Raw genomic sequence first — 16858 nt, forward strand, 5'->3', positions numbered from 1 at the left:
AAGCTGATAATCGGAGCAATGATGCGTAAGCTGGCGCAGGTGGCGTATGGCGTCCTGAAATCAGGACGCCCGTTCGATGCCACACTGCACGAGAAAAATGCTTGCGTGGCATAACAGTATCTACAAATCCCGTAGGCCCGTGCAAGCGAAGCGCCGCCGGGCAATAACGACCTGGTTAATTCAATCCTTCCGCTTTCAGCGCCGCGGCCACCGCAGGGCGCTCTGCCATACGCGCCATATACGCTGCGATATGGTCTAACCCGTCCAGATTCAGCTTAACCGCACGCGCCCAGCGCAGCACGGTAAAGAGATACGCATCGGCAATGGTGAAGCGTGCCCCGCAGATATACTGGTCGTCCTTTAATGACTCATTGACGTACTGCAGCTTCTTCTCCAGCAGGGCGCGAACGGTCGGTTTGTACTCTTCCGGCGTATCCGGGCGGAACAGTGGCGTAAATCCTTTATGCAGTTCGGTTGCAATGTAGTTCAGCCACTCGAGCGTTTTATAGCGTGAAACCGTACTTACCGGGGCCAGCAGCTGGCGATCGGGCACGCTGTCTGCCAGGTACTGCATAATGGCGACGCCTTCTGTCAGCAGGGTACCGTCATCCAGAAGCAGGGCCGGAACTTGTCCCTTCGGGTTAATCGCAAAAAAATCGTCGCCGTTTTCCAGGCGCTTTTTCATCAGGTCAACGCCGTCCAGCGTGAAATCTTTGCCGCTCTCGCGCAGGGTAATATGGGAAGCAAGAGAGCACGCGCCCGGTTTGTAGAACAGTTTCATCGGTAACTCCTTTTTGCTGAGGTTTCAGCTATGTTAGTGCGCAAGCAAACAAAAAAAAAGCCGCTAATAAATTAGCGGCTCATCGTTTCTCAATAACGTTACGCGGTAGCGGTTTCGGTCGCTTTCGTCGCTTTGTCGTCGTCCTGAGTCATACGGTTCAGCTTCGGTGCCGTCAGCAGCATCAGCGCCGCGATAACCGCCGTTGCGATACCAATCTGCAGGAAGACGGTGCCGTATACATTCAGGGAGACCAGCGGGTCAGTCACGTTCTCAGGCACCGCCATAAGGTTTGCGATTTTACCTGCGATGATGGCTGCACCGGCAGTGGTCAGGAACCAGCTACCCATGATGAAGCCCATCAGACGCTGTGGCACCAGCTGTGCAACCATCGCCAGACCCAGACCGGAGATCATCAGTTCACCGATAGACTGCAGGGCATAGCTCAGGATCAGCCAGTTAACGGAGACGATACCGGCGTCAGTCGCAAATTTGGTACCCAGTGGCAGCACGAGGAACGCACCAGAGCACAGCACCATACCGATGGCGAACTTGTGCGGCATTGGCAGACGGTCACCCATCTTGTTATAGATAGCCGCCAGAATTGGGCTACCAATCATGATCCAGAACGGGTTCAGCGCCTGATACTGCTCCGGCTCGAACGCGATACCCAGGATGGAGTGCTCAACGTTGCGAATAGCGAAGAAGTTCAGCGAGGTTGGCATCTGGCTGTAGAGCACGAAGAAGATAATCGCTTCCAGCATCAGAATGAAGGCCACAATCATCTTGCGACGGGCCGCACCTTGCATCGCGAAGGCTTCTTTCGCGAAGATGATGACGATACCCAGTGCCACCACGCCCAGAACGGCACGTGCAACACCCTGGTTATGCAGCAACCAGGTGGCGATGGCCGCGAGGATAACAACACCCACGATGGTGGCCAGCAGTTTGCCCATGTGCACCGGTTCGAAATCAGGTTTTGAACCGTAGTCCTTAACCCAGCTACGGCAGAACAGGAAGTTCACAACGGTAATCAGCATACCAACAAAGCTCAGCGCAAACGCCACGCTCCAGCCGAATTTTGCGGCGAGCCATGGAGTTGCCAGCATGGAGAAGAATGAACCAATGTTGATGGACATGTAGTACATGGTGAATGCACCGTCCAGACGTGGGTCATCTTTGCTGTAGCAGGTAGAGAGCAGGGATGACGGGTTCGCTTTGAACAATCCATTACCAACGGCGATGGTTGCCATACCCATATAGACTACGGCTGCGTCATGACCTGACCAGGCAACCAGACCATAGCCGATTGCCAGAACAATGGCGCCCAGCATAATGACACGCTTCGTACCCAGAACTTTATCACCAAGCCAGCCGCCAATCGCGACCAGACCGTAAACGAGGGCACTGAATGAAGAGAACAGCGTGATGGAATCGGCTTCGGACATACCCAGCTGTTTTACCAGGTAAACCGCCATGATCCCTTGCAGGCCGTAATAACCAAAACGCTCCCATAACTCGATAGAGAAGATGAGATAGAACGCTTTTGGCTGTTTAAAAGCGTTCAAACTCACGCTTTCATCTGTTGGTTTATTGTTTGCAGTTGACACATATACCTCTTTTTTTACATCCCATATTAACGGGGGTGTTCATAGCGTGATGGTCGGAGTCCATCCGCTTTATAGTTATATTGGGAGGAGAAACGGCGGGTAATGTTCACTATCCTGACCCGTCTGGCAATACGTTTGTAATAATCTGTTACATATAACTGAGCCGCTATAATCCTCGGTTTCTGCAAATGTTATTCAGCGTTAAATTTCACACAATGGGTTTTGTTGGTTTTTTTGACTGCGAAAAACCGGCGGAGAGGGTTGTGTGGCGATATGTTCTGCTATTTGCCGTTAAATGCAGTCATATAGCCCATATTCTGAAAAATGAGTGGTCTTATCTGCGGCCATTGAAGGATTACATCTTGTCTGGCAAAGGGTTTAGGTGGGATCTGACAACAAAAAATCAACATGAAGTTATCAGAGTGATCGCGATCACAAATGTATAGAAATTTTCGGTAGTGAAAAAACTATTAACCTGTTTGAGCGTTAAATGACCGAACAATTGACAGGGCGTAAGAGAACATAAGCGGACAACTTGCGGCCTAAAGGAAGGTTTTTAGTTAAGCCTTCCTTTAGTAAGGTCTTGATGATGCGAAAGTAAAAGAAATAGCGCCGTTCAGGGATACACTTTTTCTTTATATTCGCAGAGATCTTCAATGATACATGAGCCGCAGCGAGGCTTTCTGGCAATGCAGGTATAACGGCCATGCAGGATAAGCCAGTGATGACAGTCGACTTTGAATTCAGCGGGAACCACTTTTAACAGCTTCTCCTCCACCTGTTCGACATTTTTACCCGGAGCGAAGTTGGTTCGGTTAGCGACACGGAAAATATGGGTATCAACCGCGATGGTCGGCCAGCCAAACGCGGTGTTCAGTACCACATTCGCCGTTTTACGTCCCACCCCCGGCAACGCTTCCAGCGCCTCGCGATCTTCCGGCACTTCACCGCCGTGACGTTCCAGCAAAATGCGGCAGGTCTTAATGACGTTCTCCGCTTTGCTGTTAAACAGCCCGATGGTTTTGATATAAGACTTCACCCCTTCCACGCCCAGCTCCAGCATGGCTTTCGGGGTATTGGCCACCGGATAGAGCAGGGCGGTGGCCTTATTCACGCTCACGTCAGTGGCCTGAGCCGAAAGCAGCACTGCGATCAGCAGCTCAAACGGCGAAGTGAAATTCAGCTCAGTCGTCGGGTGCGGGTTTGCGTCCCGAAGACGGGTGAGGATCGCAATGCGCTTTTCTTTGTTCATGAGGCTTTTCCGGGTATCCCTTCCTGCACGCTGCGCTCAGCCGCGCGGCGCTTACGTTTTTCATCAATCAGGTATTTTATCGCCAGCATCATGCCAAGGCCAATAAACGCACCCGGTGGCAACATAGCCAGCAGAAACGGCGTGTCCGTATGAAACACCTCGATGCGTAAAACTTTAGCCCAGCTTCCCAGCAGCGCGTCTGCGCCATCGAAGAGGGTACCGTTGCCAAGAATTTCACGCAGTGAGCCCAGAACGAACATCGCGCAGGTGGCTCCCATTCCGATGGAGAAACCATCCAGGGCCGACATCGCCGGGGTGTTCTTCACGGCAAAGGCTTCTGCACGCCCCACCACGATACAGTTGGTAACGATCAGCGGGATAAAAATCCCCAGTGACTGATACAGACCGAACGCGTAGGCATTAATCAGCATCTGAACGACGCTCACCACTGACGCAATGATCATGACGTAAATCGGAATACGGATTTCCGACGGCGTCCAGCGGCGCAGGGTGGAAATGGAGAGGTTGGTCAGGGTCAGCACCAGCGTGGTGGCAAGCCCCAGCCCCAATGCGTTGGTAGCGGTGGATGTCACCGCCAGCAGCGGGCACAATCCCAGCAGCTGTACCAGCGCGGAGTTGTTCTTCCACAACCCCTGGACAATGACCTCTTTAACCTGGCTCATGCTCACTCCTCACAGGCCGGAAGATTGTTAATCTGCACAGGCAGCGTTTCTGCATACAACCCGGCACGTTTTACGGCATTCACGACGGCACGCGGCGTAATGGTGGCCCCGGTGAACTGGTCAAACTCGCCGCCATCTTTCTTGACGGCAAATGCCGGGTCCGCTTCGCCGTGGATCACCTTACCGGCAAAATGCAAAATCCAGTCGCTCAGGCGTGTCTCAATTTTATCTCCAAGGCCCGGCGTTTCGTGGTGTTGAGTCACGCGGGTACCCAACACGGTACCGGAAAAATCGGTACCTACAAGTAGCTGAATGGCACCGGAATACCCGTCTGGTGCCGTGGCCTCCATCACCACCCCCACCGCGTTATCGCCTCTACGGGCGACATAGAGACGATGCGGGCCTTTACCTAACTGCGGCGCCTGTACCACGAAACAGCTTTTCTGCAGGTCATTATCGTAGAAATCAGACGGCATCACCTGATCGAACAGCGCGCGTTGCTGCTTCGCGGCCTGTTCATCAATGGTCGTTTTGGTCAGTTCGTTCACCAGTGCCGTCATCCCGGTGAGGACAGCAGCGAAAATGGCCAGCGTGACGCCATGTTTTTGCATTGTTTTCAGCATCGCGAAACCCTTAACGATGGCCGTACACGCGCGGGCGCGTGTAGTAGTCAATGAGCGGAACGGTGATGTTGGCAAGCAGGACGGCGAACGCTACGCCATCCGGGTATCCGCCAAAACTGCGGATCAGCCACACCAGCAGACCGGCCAGCGCACCGAAGATCAGACGACCGCGATTGGTGGTCGAGGCGGTCACCGGATCGGTCAGAATAAAGAACGCGCCCAGCATGGTGGCGCCAGAGAGCAGATGCATCTGCGGGCTCGCCAGGGATTCAGGAGAGAAGAGCCAGCCCAGCGTGGAGCAGACCGCGAGCGTGACCAGGAAGCTCACCGGAATATGCCAGCGGATCGCTTTCTGCTGCAGCAGAAACAGGCCGCCCAACAGATATGCCAGGTTAACCCACTGCCAGCCTGCACCGGCCAGCACGCCGCTGTAGATGGCTGATTGCATGATTTGCTCAACGCTGTGCCCGGCACGCAGGGACGTTTTAAACGTATCGAGCGGTGTAGCCTGGCTGACCCCATCCACGCCCATACGCAACGCATTCATATCGGCACCGGACGCCGTATGGCCGGTAAAGATCACCTGAAGGGCATCCATAAAACCCGGCACCGTGGCGGCGATATCGTGCGGCGGCAGCCAGCTGGTCATTTGTACCGGGAAGGAGATAAGCAGTACCACGTAGCCGACCATCGCCGGGTTAAAGGGATTGTGGCCCAGTCCACCGTACAGCTGTTTGGCAATAATCACCGCAAACACCGTACCGAGCACGATCATCCACCACGGCGCAAACGGCGGAATACTGATGGCCAGCAGCAGGCCCGTCAGCAGAGCGGAGTTATCGCTGAGAATACGGGAGATGTTCATCTTACGCAGCTTCAGCACCAGCGCTTCGGCCGCTACGGCGCTGGCACAGCCCAGTGCTAACTGGAACAGGGTTCCCCAGCCGAAAAACCAGAACTGAACGGCAATACCCGGCAGTGCAGCCAGGCAGACCAGCATCATAATGCGCGACGTCTGGCGCTGGTTATGGGTGTAAGGGGAACTTGCGATTCTGAAAACCATTTAATCCTCGTTAACTGCTTGCTGTGCGGCTTTCTTCGCCTGAACGCGTGCAATCGCGGCGGCGACGGCGGCTTTGCGTGGATCGTCGTTCGCGGCAGGCTGTTGTACTTCCTGCTGAGCCGCTTTACGCGCTTTGGCCCGAGCGATGGCCGCTTCGACAGCGGCTTTGCGCGGATCGACTGGTGCCTCTTCTGCAGCTGGTTGTGGTTGCTGCGCCGCTTTCCGTGCTTTGGCGCGGGCGATGGCCGCTTCGACAGCCGCTTTACGCGGATCGACCGGCGCCTCTTCTGTGGCCGGTTGCGGTTGCTGCGCCGCTTTACGCGCTTTAGCGCGGGCTATCGCGGCTTCAACGGCGGCTTTGCGCGGGTCTGTGGCCTCTTGCTCAACGACCACCTGCTGCTCTTCCGCTTTCCGTGCTTTGGCGCGGGCGATGGCCGCTTCAACGGCCGCTTTACGCGGATCGACACGGGTTTCTTCCGGTTGCCCTGTTTGCGCTTTTTCCGCCTGACGCGCGCGCGCCGCGGCCTTACGCGCTTCACGTGCGGCAATGGCTTCGCTGTTATCTGGCTTCTCACCGGCGGAGATCACCACAGGTTGCGCTGCGGTCGCTTTTTTCTCGCGCACGCGAGCCAGCGCCGCGTTAATGGCATCCTGATCTTTCTCGCCTGGCTGAACGGCAGCCTGCTTATGACGCTCCTGACGGGCCAGTTTTTCACGCTCCAGACGAGCTTGGCGGGCTTCAAAGCGGGCTTTCGCCTCGGCAGCGCGTTTTTCTTCCATCGAGATGGCATAAATCTCGGCCTTCTCCTGACGGAAGTACTGCACCAGCGGAATGTTGCTTGGGCAGACCCAGGCGCACGCGCCGCATTCGATGCAGTCAGCCAGATTATGCGCTTGCGCTTTATCGTGCAGCTGACCTTTGCTGTACCAGTACAACTGCTGTGGAAGCAGATCGGCCGGGCAGGCATCGGCACAGGCGCTGCAACGGATGCAGCCTTTCTCTTCCTGCTCTTCACCCATTTCGGTGGGGGAGGGGGCGAGCAGGCAGTTAGTGATTTTTACGACCGGAACGTCCAGCCACGGCAGGGTAAAGCCCATCAATGGACCGCCCATGATCACCATCTGATCGCTGCCGGGACAGAATCCGGCCTGCTCCAGAAGATGACGAACCGGCGTGCCCAGACGCGCCCAGACGTTCCCCGGACGAGACACTGACTCGCCCGTCAGCGTCACCACGCGTTCGGTCAGGGGTTCACCGTCAATCACCGCGCGTTTCACGGCGTAGGCGGTACCCACGTTTTGCATCAGCACGCCAATATCCGACGAGCGGCCGCCGTGGGGAACCTGCTTTCCGGTGAGTATTTGCGTCAGCTGTTTTGCACCGCCTGACGGGTACTTGGTCGGAATGACGCGCAGGCTGATATCGTGGCTACCGGCGAGCACCGCGCGCAACATGGAAATGGCCTGCGGTTTGTTATCCTCAATGCCAATCAGCACTTCACGGGGCTGCAGCACATGGGCGAGGATACGGATCCCCTCCACGACCTGCGCGGCGCAGTCCTGCATCAGGCGGTCATCGGCGGTGATATAGGGTTCGCATTCGGCGGCGTTAATAATCAGGGTCTGAATTTTATCGCCGCCACCGCGCAGTTTGACGCCGGTTGGGAACCCTGCGCCACCCAGCCCGGCAACGCCGAACTGATGAATACGGTCGATAAGCGCTTCCCGGCTGCGGGCGCGGTAGTCGCTCCAGCCATCGCGTTCGATCCAGCGGTCTTCGCCGTCGGCTTCAATAATGACGCTCAGTTCGGAGAGGGCTGACGGATGTGCAACGGTGTGAGGGGTAATCGCCACCACTTTACCGGATGTCGGGGCGTGGATCGGCAGCATACGCCCACGACCAAAGGTCAATGGCTGGCCGCGAAGGACGGTATCGCCTTCTTTAACGCACAACTCACCCTCAGCGCCAATGTGCTGCTTCAGCGGCATGACGAAACGAGTCGCCAGCGGAATTTGACGCAGCGGCGTGCCGCTGGACTGGGTTTTCATCTCTGGCGGATGGATCCCGCCGTCAAAGTCCCAAATCTTCTCTTTTCTGAAAGCAGAAAATAACTTAAGCATGTTGTTCCACAGGAATATTGCGAACCGGAATGGTTTGAAGATCCCACTTCCAGCTTTCGGTAGTCGTTTCAACCGGGCGCAACTCAATACATTGCGTCGGGCAGGGGGCCACGCAGAGGTTACAGCCGGTGCACAGATCCGCCACAACGGTGTGCATGGCGCGGGTGGCGCCAACAATGGCGTCGACAGGGCATGCCTGAATACACTTGGTGCAGCCAATGCAGTTCGCTTCGTCAATCACCGCGAGGGCACGCACGGGCTCCTGCACCTGCGCATCGCCATCAATGGGTTGCGGGTCGACGTTTAGCAGCGCTGCAATTTTCAGCATTACCGCTTCGCCACCTGGCGCACAGCGGTTGATTTTCTCACCCTGAATACCCACGGCTTCTGCATAGGGACGACAGCCAGGATAGCCGCACTGCCCACACTGGCTTTGCGGTAAAAGCTCATCGATTTTTTCAACAACAGGATCGTCCTCTACCGCGAATCGGCGGGAGGCGTAACCCAGAATCAGGCCAAACACCAACCCCAGCACGCTGATGGAGGCGATGGCAATCCAGATGGTATTCATTACAACTTCACCAGACCACTAAAGCCCATAAAGGCCAGAGACATTAAACCTGCGGTCACCAGCGCAATCGCGTTTCCGCGAAAGGGCGCAGGGATATCCGCTGCGGCGAGGCGCTCACGAATAGAGGCAAACAGCACCATCACCAGCGAGAAACCGACGGCGGCAGAAAAACCGTACAGCGCCGACTGCATGAAATTATGCCCGAGATTAATGTTCAACAGCGCTACGCCAAGAACGGCACAGTTGGTGGTGATCAACGGCAGAAAGATACCCAGCAGACGATAGAGCGCCGGACTGGTTTTACGCACCACCATTTCGGTAAATTGCACCACTACGGCAATGACCAGAATAAAGGCCAGCGTACGGAGATAGACTAAACCCAGCGGGATGAGGATCCAGGTATCAATCAACCAGGCGCAGATGGACGCCATCGTCATCACGAAGGTGGTTGCCAGCCCCATGCCCATTGCCGTTTCCAGCTTTTTGGACACGCCCATAAACGGACACAGGCCAAGGAACTTCACCAGAACGAAGTTGTTAACCAGCACTGTGCCGACAAAGAGCAGTAAGTAATCGGTCATTATTCAGCCTGAAATAAAAAAGCCGCCTATTATCGGATAAACCACAACAGGCGACAACAGGTTATCTGTAAGGTTATTACGGATTCACGAAGGTGTTCTTCACCCGCGTCGAACGCTTGAAATAGGGCACCAGAAGCGCCGCCGCCAGTAACGGGAAAAGCAGCTGACGAACGGCCAGCGCATCCGAAACCGGTGAAAAAGCAAAGGCTTTCACCGCCAGCAGTACGGAAACGAGCAGCCAGATGATGTAGTGCTTAGGCACATTTTTGCGGCGTTTAAAGAACGCAATGGTTAGCCACAGCGTGTAGTACCACATGCCTATGGCGAAGACGAACGACACGAACCACAGCGTAATATTCAGCACACTTTGCGACATCAGGGTCTGGATTGCATGAGGGGTAACCAGCGCGGTGGTATAAAGCAGCAGCGCAAGTGATGCGCTTAATAAGGCAACCAGCAGCCATGCCAGTGGGGCGATTAACCAGCCTCCAATTCTTTCTCCAGGCGTTGCGGTCATGAACTCTCCCATAAATCTGCGCGAAATGTTGTACAGCCAGTTTGCAGGGCGGAGAGTATATAACATTTCGCGCAGATGGCTACTTTCTTATAAAACGTAACGCCATACGGACTTAGGCACTTCGCCGACGTTAAACAAACGGCCACCGGAGACCAGCTCCGCACGGCGATGATCCGCTGCACGATACATATTGATGATGTCCTGATTATCCGACAGCGTGTAGTTCAGGTGGTCAAACAGTTTTTCCAGGCTCTCAAGGGAATTGATCTTGCGAAATTTTAATAAATAGTCCTGAACTGTCATATTAATAAGTTTCCATATAAAAGTGAGTCATACCCGTTAAGGTAATTCGTTTGAATAATAAACGGATTAATAAAGACGTAAACTGCCCACTCAGGTAACGCGACTAAATTAGGAGTTTTCTTTGCGAAAGATTCAGGCATCTGATGATGCCTGGAAGAGAAGGTTAACCGTGTTCACCGGGAGTGGCAATAAGTAACTGACATGTTATGTCACTCTTTATTACCGTAACCGGTTACTTAGGTTGGGCGACAGTGACAGGCTCCGGCGGTTGGTAGTTATCGATGTGGCTGGCAACGCCAAGCAAAATGACCGATACCCCAAGAACAATCCATCCCGCTAATTCAATGATTCGATTAATAATTGACGTCATAATTCGTGTTTGTAATTTATCCATAAATACCGGTTGCAAATGTTACAGCGCCAGGGGGGAGACAGCAAGTGCTTTGGGAACGGTTCCCTTAAGCACAATCAGCGGGTTAACCCCATATAACAAAAACAACCGGAGCAGGATGCTATTTTAAGTCATATGGCACATGCTTAATCTGTCATGAGGCCAGGTTAGCCAGTGTGAAATAAGAACATCACAGGAGAGGGCAACACTATGAGTGATAGCATCCGTGTCGGGCTTATTGGTTACGGGTATGCGAGCAAAACATTCCATGCGCCGTTAATTGCCGGTACGCCGGGAATGGCGCTGGCGGCGGTGTCGAGCAGCGATGCCACCAAGGTGCATGCCGACTGGCCCACCGTTCCGGTTGTCTCTGAGCCTAAGCACCTTTTCAATGATCCGAATATCGATTTAATTGTGATCCCCACGCCGAACGACACCCATTTCCCGCTGGCGAAGGCGGCGCTGGAAGCCGGTAAGCATGTCGTCGTCGATAAACCCTTTACCGTGACGTTGTCTCAGGCACGCGAGCTGGATGCGCTGGCGAAAAGCCTTGGCAGACTGCTGTCGGTGTTTCATAACCGCCGCTGGGACAGCGATTTTCTGACGGTAAAAGCGCTGCTCAGCGAGGGAACGCTCGGGGAGATAACCTTCTTTGAATCGCATTTTGATCGTTTCCGGCCGCAGGTGCGAAACCGCTGGCGTGAGCAAGCCGGGCCAGGCAGCGGCATCTGGTACGATTTAGCCCCACACCTGCTCGACCAGGCCGTGAATCTGTTTGGCCTGCCGGTAAGCATGACGGTTGACCTGGCTCAGCTCAGACCCGGCGCACAAACAACCGATTATTTTCATGCCGTTCTGAGCTACCCGCAGCGCCGGATAGTGCTGCACGGAACGATGGTCGCGGCTGCGGAATCGGCCCGTTATATCCTTCACGGCACGCGCGGCAGTTACGTGAAGTTTGGCCTCGATCCGCAGGAAGAGCGTCTGAAAAACGGCGAGCGTCTGCCACAGGAAGACTGGGGATATGATATGCGCGACGGGGTGGTGACCAAAGTGGAGGGGGAGACGCTGGTGGAAGAAACCTTGCTGACGATCCCGGGGAACTACCCGGCATATTATGCGGCCGTGCGTGATGCGCTGAACGGCACGGGGGAAAACCCGGTACCAGCCAGTCAGGCGATTCAGATTATGGAGTTGATCGAACTGGGCATTGAATCTGCCAAACATCGCGCCACGCTCTGTCTGGCATAAGTTTTGTTGGCCGGGTAGGGCGTAGCCGCCACCCGGCAAAGGGGTTACGCGTTTGCCACCTTATCACGAAGCGCCTGCTTCTCTTCCGGCGTGAGGAAGGCCATCTCCAGCCCATTAATCTGCGCCTGGCGGATCTGTTCGCGGCTCAGGCCCGCCTGCGGTGCGGCGACAGTGTACTCGTGGATAATGTCCACGCCCTGTACCGCCGGGTCATCGGTATTCAGCGAGGCCAGCACGCCGTGCTCAAGGAAGATTTTTAGCGGGTGCTTATCCAGCGCGGGCACGGTGCTGGTCTGAATATTGGAGGTCAGGCAGGATTCAATCCCGATACGTTGCTCGGCCAGGAAGTCCATCAGGGCGCGATCTTCCACCGCTTTTACACCGTGACCGATACGCTCGGCACCCAGTTCACGGATGGCCTGCCAGATGCTCTCCGGCCCCGCCGCTTCACCGGCGTGAACGGTAACATGCCAGCCGGCATCGCGTGCGCGGTTGAAATGTGACAGGAACAGGCTGCCCGGGAAGCCCAGTTCATCCCCGGCCAGGTCGACGGCGGTGATCGCGTCACGATGCGCCAGCAGCGCTTCCAGTTCCTGCAGACAGGCCGCTTCGCCGAAGGTACGGCTCATGATGCCAATCAAACGGGCCTGCACATCGAAGGCTTTACACCCTTCACGGACACCTTCAATAACGGCTTCAACCACGCCTGCAACGGGCAGGCTGTGGGTCATCGCCATATAGCCTGGCGAAAAGCGCAGTTCGACATAATGCAGGCCGTTACGGGCGGCATCTTCGATGTTCTCAAAAGCGACACGGCGACAGGCATCCAGTGAGGCCAGCATCTTTACGCCCCAGTCGAGTTTGCTCAAAAAACTGACCAGATCCGGTTCATTAGAGGTGACCTGAACGTGCGGGATCAGGGTTTCAAGCGATTGAGCAGGAAGCGTTAAATTATACTGGCGGCCAAGATCGAGGATGGTTTGGGCACGAATGTTACCGTCAAGGTGACGATGAATATCTGTTAAAGGCAGGCGTGTATCAATCATGGTCGCACTCTTTTCTGGTTAAAGTGCGCCACATTATAAAAACAAAACGAGGTAAAAAGCTATTTGCGCAAGGGAATATTCCGTTGCGCAAACAAACTACAGGAGCGTGTTGATACCCGCAATCAGCCGCTGCACCCCTTGTTCCAGCTTGCTGCGCGGGCAGCCGGCATTCAGGCGGATAAAACCGATGCCTTCGTTTCCGTAGGTATATCCCGGCATGATGGCGACTTTTTGCTGCTCAATCAGTACGTTTTGCAGGGCGCGATCGTCAATATTTAACGGGCGCAGGTCAATCCATGCGAGATAGGTCGCCTCGGGTGGCGTCCAGTTAAGTGCCGGAAAAGCGCAGTTCATTTCACGTGCGATAAATTTCAGGTTCTCTTCCAGATAGTCGCGCAGCGCGGCAAGCCACGGCTCACCCTGCTGATAGGCGGCAATGTGCGCCGTCAGTGCCAGCACGGAGGGAGAGGAGAGGCCGTCACGGCCTTTTAGCGCGCTCAGATACGCATTACGGCTCTCCTCATCGCCTATTAACCCATATGCGCCGGTCAGTGCCGGGATATTAAAGCTCTTGGAGCCTGAGGTCAGCAGTGCCCATTTACCGCGCGCGACCCTGTTCCATGGCGTGTGGCGATGTTCTCCCCATACCATGTCCATATGAATTTCATCGCTTATCACCGCCACGTCATAGCGCGCGCACAGTTCAGCCATCTGCGCCAGCTCCTCCTGCGTCCAGACCTTGCCGGTCGGGTTTTGCGGGCTGCACAGCAGCAATATTTTGTTTTCCGGTTTCGCCAGGGCGGCCTCAAGCGCGGCCATATTTCCCTGCCAGCCCGTCGCCTGTTTCTCCATCGCCACTGGCACTACGTGGCGCGCATTGCCTTCAATGGCTTTATAAAACGCGTCATAAGCCGGGGTATGCACCACCACGCCGTCTCCCGGCATCGACCACAGGCGAATCAGCTCAGAGACCATATAGATCACGGAAGGGCCATAAACAACGGTTTCAGTATCAATCCGGCTGTTAAAACGTTGCTGGAACCAGTGCGCCACCGCGGCCAGGAATTCTTCGTTTTTCCAGCGGCTGTAGCCAAACACACGGTGATCAATACGTTGATGTAGCGCATCGATAATGCAGGGGGCGGTGGCGAAATCCATATCAGAGATCGTAAAGGGCAGCAGGTCGGCGGCACCAAAACGGTCGGCAACATAATCCCACTGTGTACACCAGGTGCCGTGGCGATCGACAACGGTCGAGAAATCAAACATGACGTACGTCCTTAAAGTAAAACCCCCTCTGCGTGAGGGGGTGAGGCATCAGGCTTCGACTGTGCGCATCAGGGTGGCCAGCTCATCTTTGACCGACTGCACCTGCGGGCCGATAACCACCTGCAAATTGTGTTGATTCAACTGTACCACGCCGATTGCCCGGTTGGCTTTCAGGGCATTGGTATCCACTTTCGACATATCCGCCACCGACAGACGCAGACGGGTAATGCAGTTATCCAGAGAGGTAATGTTATCCGCACCGCCCAGCGCCGCCAGAATTGCCGGCGTGTTATAACCCGATTTACCCACTGTACCGGCAACGGCCTGTTCCACGCTGGTGGCGGTTTCGGCATCGCGGCCTGGCGTTTTCAGGTTAAAGCGGGTAATGGCGAAGCGGAAGATACCGTAGTACACCACGAACCAGATCGCCGCCACGACCGGCACCAGATACCACTTGGTGGACAAACCATGCAGGATGCCGAACACCACGAAATCAATTACGTTGCCGTCGGTGTTACCGATGGTGACGCCCAGCACCGCCATCACGGTAAAGCCCAGACCGGTCAGCACAGCGTGGATGAGATACAGCACGGGCGCGACAAACAGGAACAGGAATTCGATAGGCTCAGTCGTACCGCCTACAACGCAGGCGATTACCCCGGAAATCAACAGCCCTTTAATTTTGTGACGATTTTCCGGTCGGGCGCAGTGGTACATCGCCAGCGCCGCGCCTGGCAGACCGCCGAGGAAGGCCGGCATTTTACCCTGTGACAGGAAGCGGGTCGCACTCTCAGAGAAGCCATGAGTGGTTGGGCAGCTCAGCTGCGCCTGGAAGATGGTCAGCGCACCGCTTACATCATGACCGCACACTTCCATGGTACCGCCTGCTTCGGTGAAGCGAATCAGCGCCACCAGAATATGTTGCAGGCCAAACGGCAGCAGCAGACGTTCGCCGGTACCGAAGATCATCGGGCCGAAATCGCCCGCGCCGTTAATGATACGGCCAATACCGTTGATACCGAGCGCAAAGACCGGCCAGATCAGAGGGATGACCAGACCAAACAGCCCCATGACCACGAGAGTAATAATTGGCACGAAGCGGGTGCCGCCGAAGAAAGCCAGGGCATCGGGGAGGCGGATATTGTGGAAGCGCTCATGCAGCATCCAGATAATGACCCCCGCGATCACCGCGCCGAGGATCCCGGTGTCGATGGACTGAATACCAATCACGCTCTGAATGTTGTTGGCTTTCAGCACCGCAGCATCGGTAGTGGGCAGGATGCCTTTGGCGGTCAGCCAGAAGTTCACCGCAAGGTTCATCACCGCGTAGCCCACAAAACCGGCGAACGCCGCCACGCCTTTATTCTCACGCGCCAGGCCCAGCGGGATGGCGATACAGAACATCACGGGCAGGAAACTGAAGGCAAAGGAGCCGACCTTACTCATCCAGATGAATCATGATTGAAGTGATATTAATATGTTAAATCAGATAGTTAAGGTTATGCGGTTTTTCTATGGGGCATCGGTGGGGCATTTTGAGTAAATGATGCGTTCAAAATGCCCACCTGGTCATGGTTATTCTCGGTCATCCATTTACCGTAAACCGTGAATAGCATTTGCGCTGACGAATGGCCCATCTGGTGCGCAACGAAATTTGGGTTCGCTCCGGCGACCAGTGCCCAGCACGCATATGTGTTCCTGGTTTCATAAGACCGTCTTTGTCGGACGCCTGCACGACGCAGGGCAGTGCGCCAGGCTGAATTAATGGATCCGGGGACGTAGCACATCGTCTTCTTACCGTTCATTGAAGTAATGGACGGCGAGAATATAAAGGTGCATTCATCGGTTCTCTTTTTTTTGTATTCCCGTAGGCTGACGCTTACCTTGTGGGATGCCATCATTCTGGTCAGTGGCATTTGCGCCTTGAGTGCATCAATTGCTGGCTGGGTCAGCTGTATTGTTCGAATCCCGGAGTTGGTTTTTGGCAGGGTGAAGTTTCCCTTCAGGGAATAGTTCCGTGACACTGTAACAGTCCAGTTGACAGTATCCACATCCTCCCAGGATAACGCGCTTAGTTCGCCATGCCTGACGCCTGTATTTACCGCAAAGATAACCATATTCTGAAACTGTAGCGTTGGGCAGGCCGCAACCACTCTCTGATACTCATCAGAAGTAAGAGGATCTGGAATGGGTCTTTCTTTTGCGAGAGGGGTAATACCTGCCATCAGATCGGTTTTCAGGTAGCCACTTTTGAAAGCAAAGCTCAGCATCCCGCCAAGGCATGCCATATAGCTATTGACTGTAGGAACGCTTCTTCCCTTTTTGGGTGGATGATTTAGGCCATGTCTGGTCTTCTGCCAGCCGTTCAGTAGCTCCTTCCTGGCACTAAGGATATCTTCAGTGTTCAGGCTGCCGATATACCTGTGCTCACCAATTGTTTCGATAGTGGTTGTGAGGTGGCAATCGTAACGCCTCAACGTCCCGAGGCTAAGCTCCATCTCTTTAAGCCCAAGCCATTTCGATTTCAGTTCAAGTAGTGAGATTTGCTTTCTGACAGTGCTGAATTTCTCTGCGTTCGATGAATCAGGGAATTGCGAGGCATAATTGAATGTGCCTGTCTTTATCGCAAAGCAGACTGAAGCCCGAAGTTCGCCTGCCATTTTCCTGTTTTTTGGCGTGTCAGGAACGCCGAGATTTTCCCTGACACGCTTCCCCTGATATATGAACCATATGCGTAACGATTCGCCATGAACCTCTACGCCTGTTGGGTATGCTGCCATAATCATTCCTCGTTTGATG

16 protein-coding genes and 1 pseudogene are annotated in these 16858 nt (G+C 54.9%); 1 reads left to right on the forward strand and 16 read right to left on the reverse strand.

The window, feature by feature from the left end; genetic code table 11:
• Positions 1-175: 175 nt before the first annotated feature.
• The 12 genes from gstA to blr form a co-directional block, all read right to left on the reverse strand.
• A complete protein-coding gene (gene gstA / locus PUZ33_RS12070; protein ID WP_020688299.1) occupies positions 176-781 on the reverse strand; it encodes a glutathione transferase GstA in 606 nt (201 codons plus the stop codon).
• Positions 782-879: 98 nt separating this feature from the next.
• Entirely contained in the window at positions 880-2388 is a 1509-nt protein-coding gene (dtpA, locus tag PUZ33_RS12075; protein WP_013096905.1) for a dipeptide/tripeptide permease DtpA, read from the reverse strand.
• Between the two features lie 616 nt (positions 2389-3004).
• The gene (gene nth / locus PUZ33_RS12080) at positions 3005-3640 is read right to left on the reverse strand and encodes an endonuclease III (protein ID WP_020688297.1); all 636 of its coding nucleotides are present in this window, start codon (positions 3638-3640) and stop codon (positions 3005-3007) included.
• Entirely contained in the window at positions 3637-4323 is a 687-nt protein-coding gene (locus tag PUZ33_RS12085; protein ID WP_023622212.1) for an electron transport complex subunit E, read from the reverse strand. The genes nth and PUZ33_RS12085 overlap by 4 nt, the downstream gene beginning before the upstream one ends.
• Before the next feature lie 2 nt (positions 4324-4325).
• A complete protein-coding gene (gene rsxG, locus PUZ33_RS12090) occupies positions 4326-4946 on the reverse strand; it encodes an electron transport complex subunit RsxG (RefSeq protein WP_058680639.1) in 621 nt (206 codons plus the stop codon).
• 10 nt (positions 4947-4956) lie between these two features.
• The gene (rsxD, locus tag PUZ33_RS12095) at positions 4957-6009 is read right to left on the reverse strand and encodes an electron transport complex subunit RsxD (RefSeq protein WP_038980391.1); all 1053 of its coding nucleotides are present in this window, start codon (positions 6007-6009) and stop codon (positions 4957-4959) included.
• A complete protein-coding gene (rsxC, locus tag PUZ33_RS12100; RefSeq protein ID WP_058680638.1) occupies positions 6010-8130 on the reverse strand; it encodes an electron transport complex subunit RsxC in 2121 nt (706 codons plus the stop codon). It abuts the gene before it with no gap.
• Positions 8123-8701 carry an electron transport complex subunit RsxB gene (gene rsxB, locus PUZ33_RS12105; RefSeq protein WP_013096899.1) on the reverse strand — a complete coding sequence of 193 codons (579 nt, stop codon included), beginning with the start codon at positions 8699-8701 and terminating at the stop codon, positions 8123-8125. The genes rsxC and rsxB overlap by 8 nt, the downstream gene beginning before the upstream one ends.
• Positions 8701-9282 (reverse strand): electron transport complex subunit RsxA, encoded by a 582-nt coding sequence (rsxA, locus tag PUZ33_RS12110; protein ID WP_013096898.1) that lies wholly within the window; start codon positions 9280-9282, stop codon positions 8701-8703. Before rsxA ends, rsxB begins: the two co-directional genes overlap by 1 nt.
• Positions 9283-9358: 76 nt before the next feature.
• On the reverse strand, positions 9359-9799 hold the full coding sequence (locus PUZ33_RS12115; RefSeq protein ID WP_013096897.1) for a DUF2569 domain-containing protein: 441 nt from the start codon (positions 9797-9799) through the stop codon (positions 9359-9361).
• Positions 9800-9886: 87 nt separating this feature from the next.
• Positions 9887-10102 carry a transcription modulator YdgT gene (gene ydgT, locus PUZ33_RS12120; RefSeq protein WP_013096896.1) on the reverse strand — a complete coding sequence of 72 codons (216 nt, stop codon included), beginning with the start codon at positions 10100-10102 and terminating at the stop codon, positions 9887-9889.
• A 232-nt stretch (positions 10103-10334) separates the two neighbouring features.
• The gene (gene blr, locus PUZ33_RS12125) at positions 10335-10460 is read right to left on the reverse strand and encodes a division septum protein Blr (RefSeq protein ID WP_168112406.1); all 126 of its coding nucleotides are present in this window, start codon (positions 10458-10460) and stop codon (positions 10335-10337) included.
• Positions 10461-10703: 243 nt separating this feature from the next.
• Here blr and PUZ33_RS12130 point away from each other — a divergent pair, with 243 nt between their 5' ends.
• Positions 10704-11744, forward strand: a complete 1041-nt coding sequence (locus tag PUZ33_RS12130; protein WP_058680637.1) for an oxidoreductase — start codon at positions 10704-10706, stop codon at positions 11742-11744.
• Positions 11745-11788: 44 nt separating this feature from the next.
• On the opposite strand, the gene add is transcribed toward PUZ33_RS12130, so the two are convergent.
• The 4 genes and pseudogenes from add to PUZ33_RS12150 form a co-directional block, all read right to left on the reverse strand.
• Positions 11789-12790 (reverse strand): adenosine deaminase, encoded by a 1002-nt coding sequence (add, locus tag PUZ33_RS12135; protein ID WP_020688289.1) that lies wholly within the window; start codon positions 12788-12790, stop codon positions 11789-11791.
• Positions 12791-12886: 96 nt separating this feature from the next.
• Complete coding sequence (locus PUZ33_RS12140) at positions 12887-14059, reverse strand: MalY/PatB family protein (protein ID WP_058680636.1); 1173 nt, start codon at positions 14057-14059, stop codon at positions 12887-12889.
• A 48-nt stretch (positions 14060-14107) separates the two neighbouring features.
• Positions 14108-15514: pseudogene (malX, locus tag PUZ33_RS12145) on the reverse strand (maltose/glucose-specific PTS transporter subunit IIBC); the annotation flags it as partial.
• 44 nt (positions 15515-15558) lie between these two features.
• Positions 15559-16839, reverse strand: a complete 1281-nt coding sequence (locus tag PUZ33_RS12150; protein ID WP_252107736.1) for a site-specific integrase — start codon at positions 16837-16839, stop codon at positions 15559-15561.
• Positions 16840-16858 lie beyond the last annotated feature (19 nt).

It is taken from the genome of Enterobacter cloacae complex sp. 2022EL-00981, assembly GCF_028737495.1.
Classification (GTDB): Bacteria; Pseudomonadota; Gammaproteobacteria; order Enterobacterales; family Enterobacteriaceae; genus Enterobacter; species Enterobacter cloacae.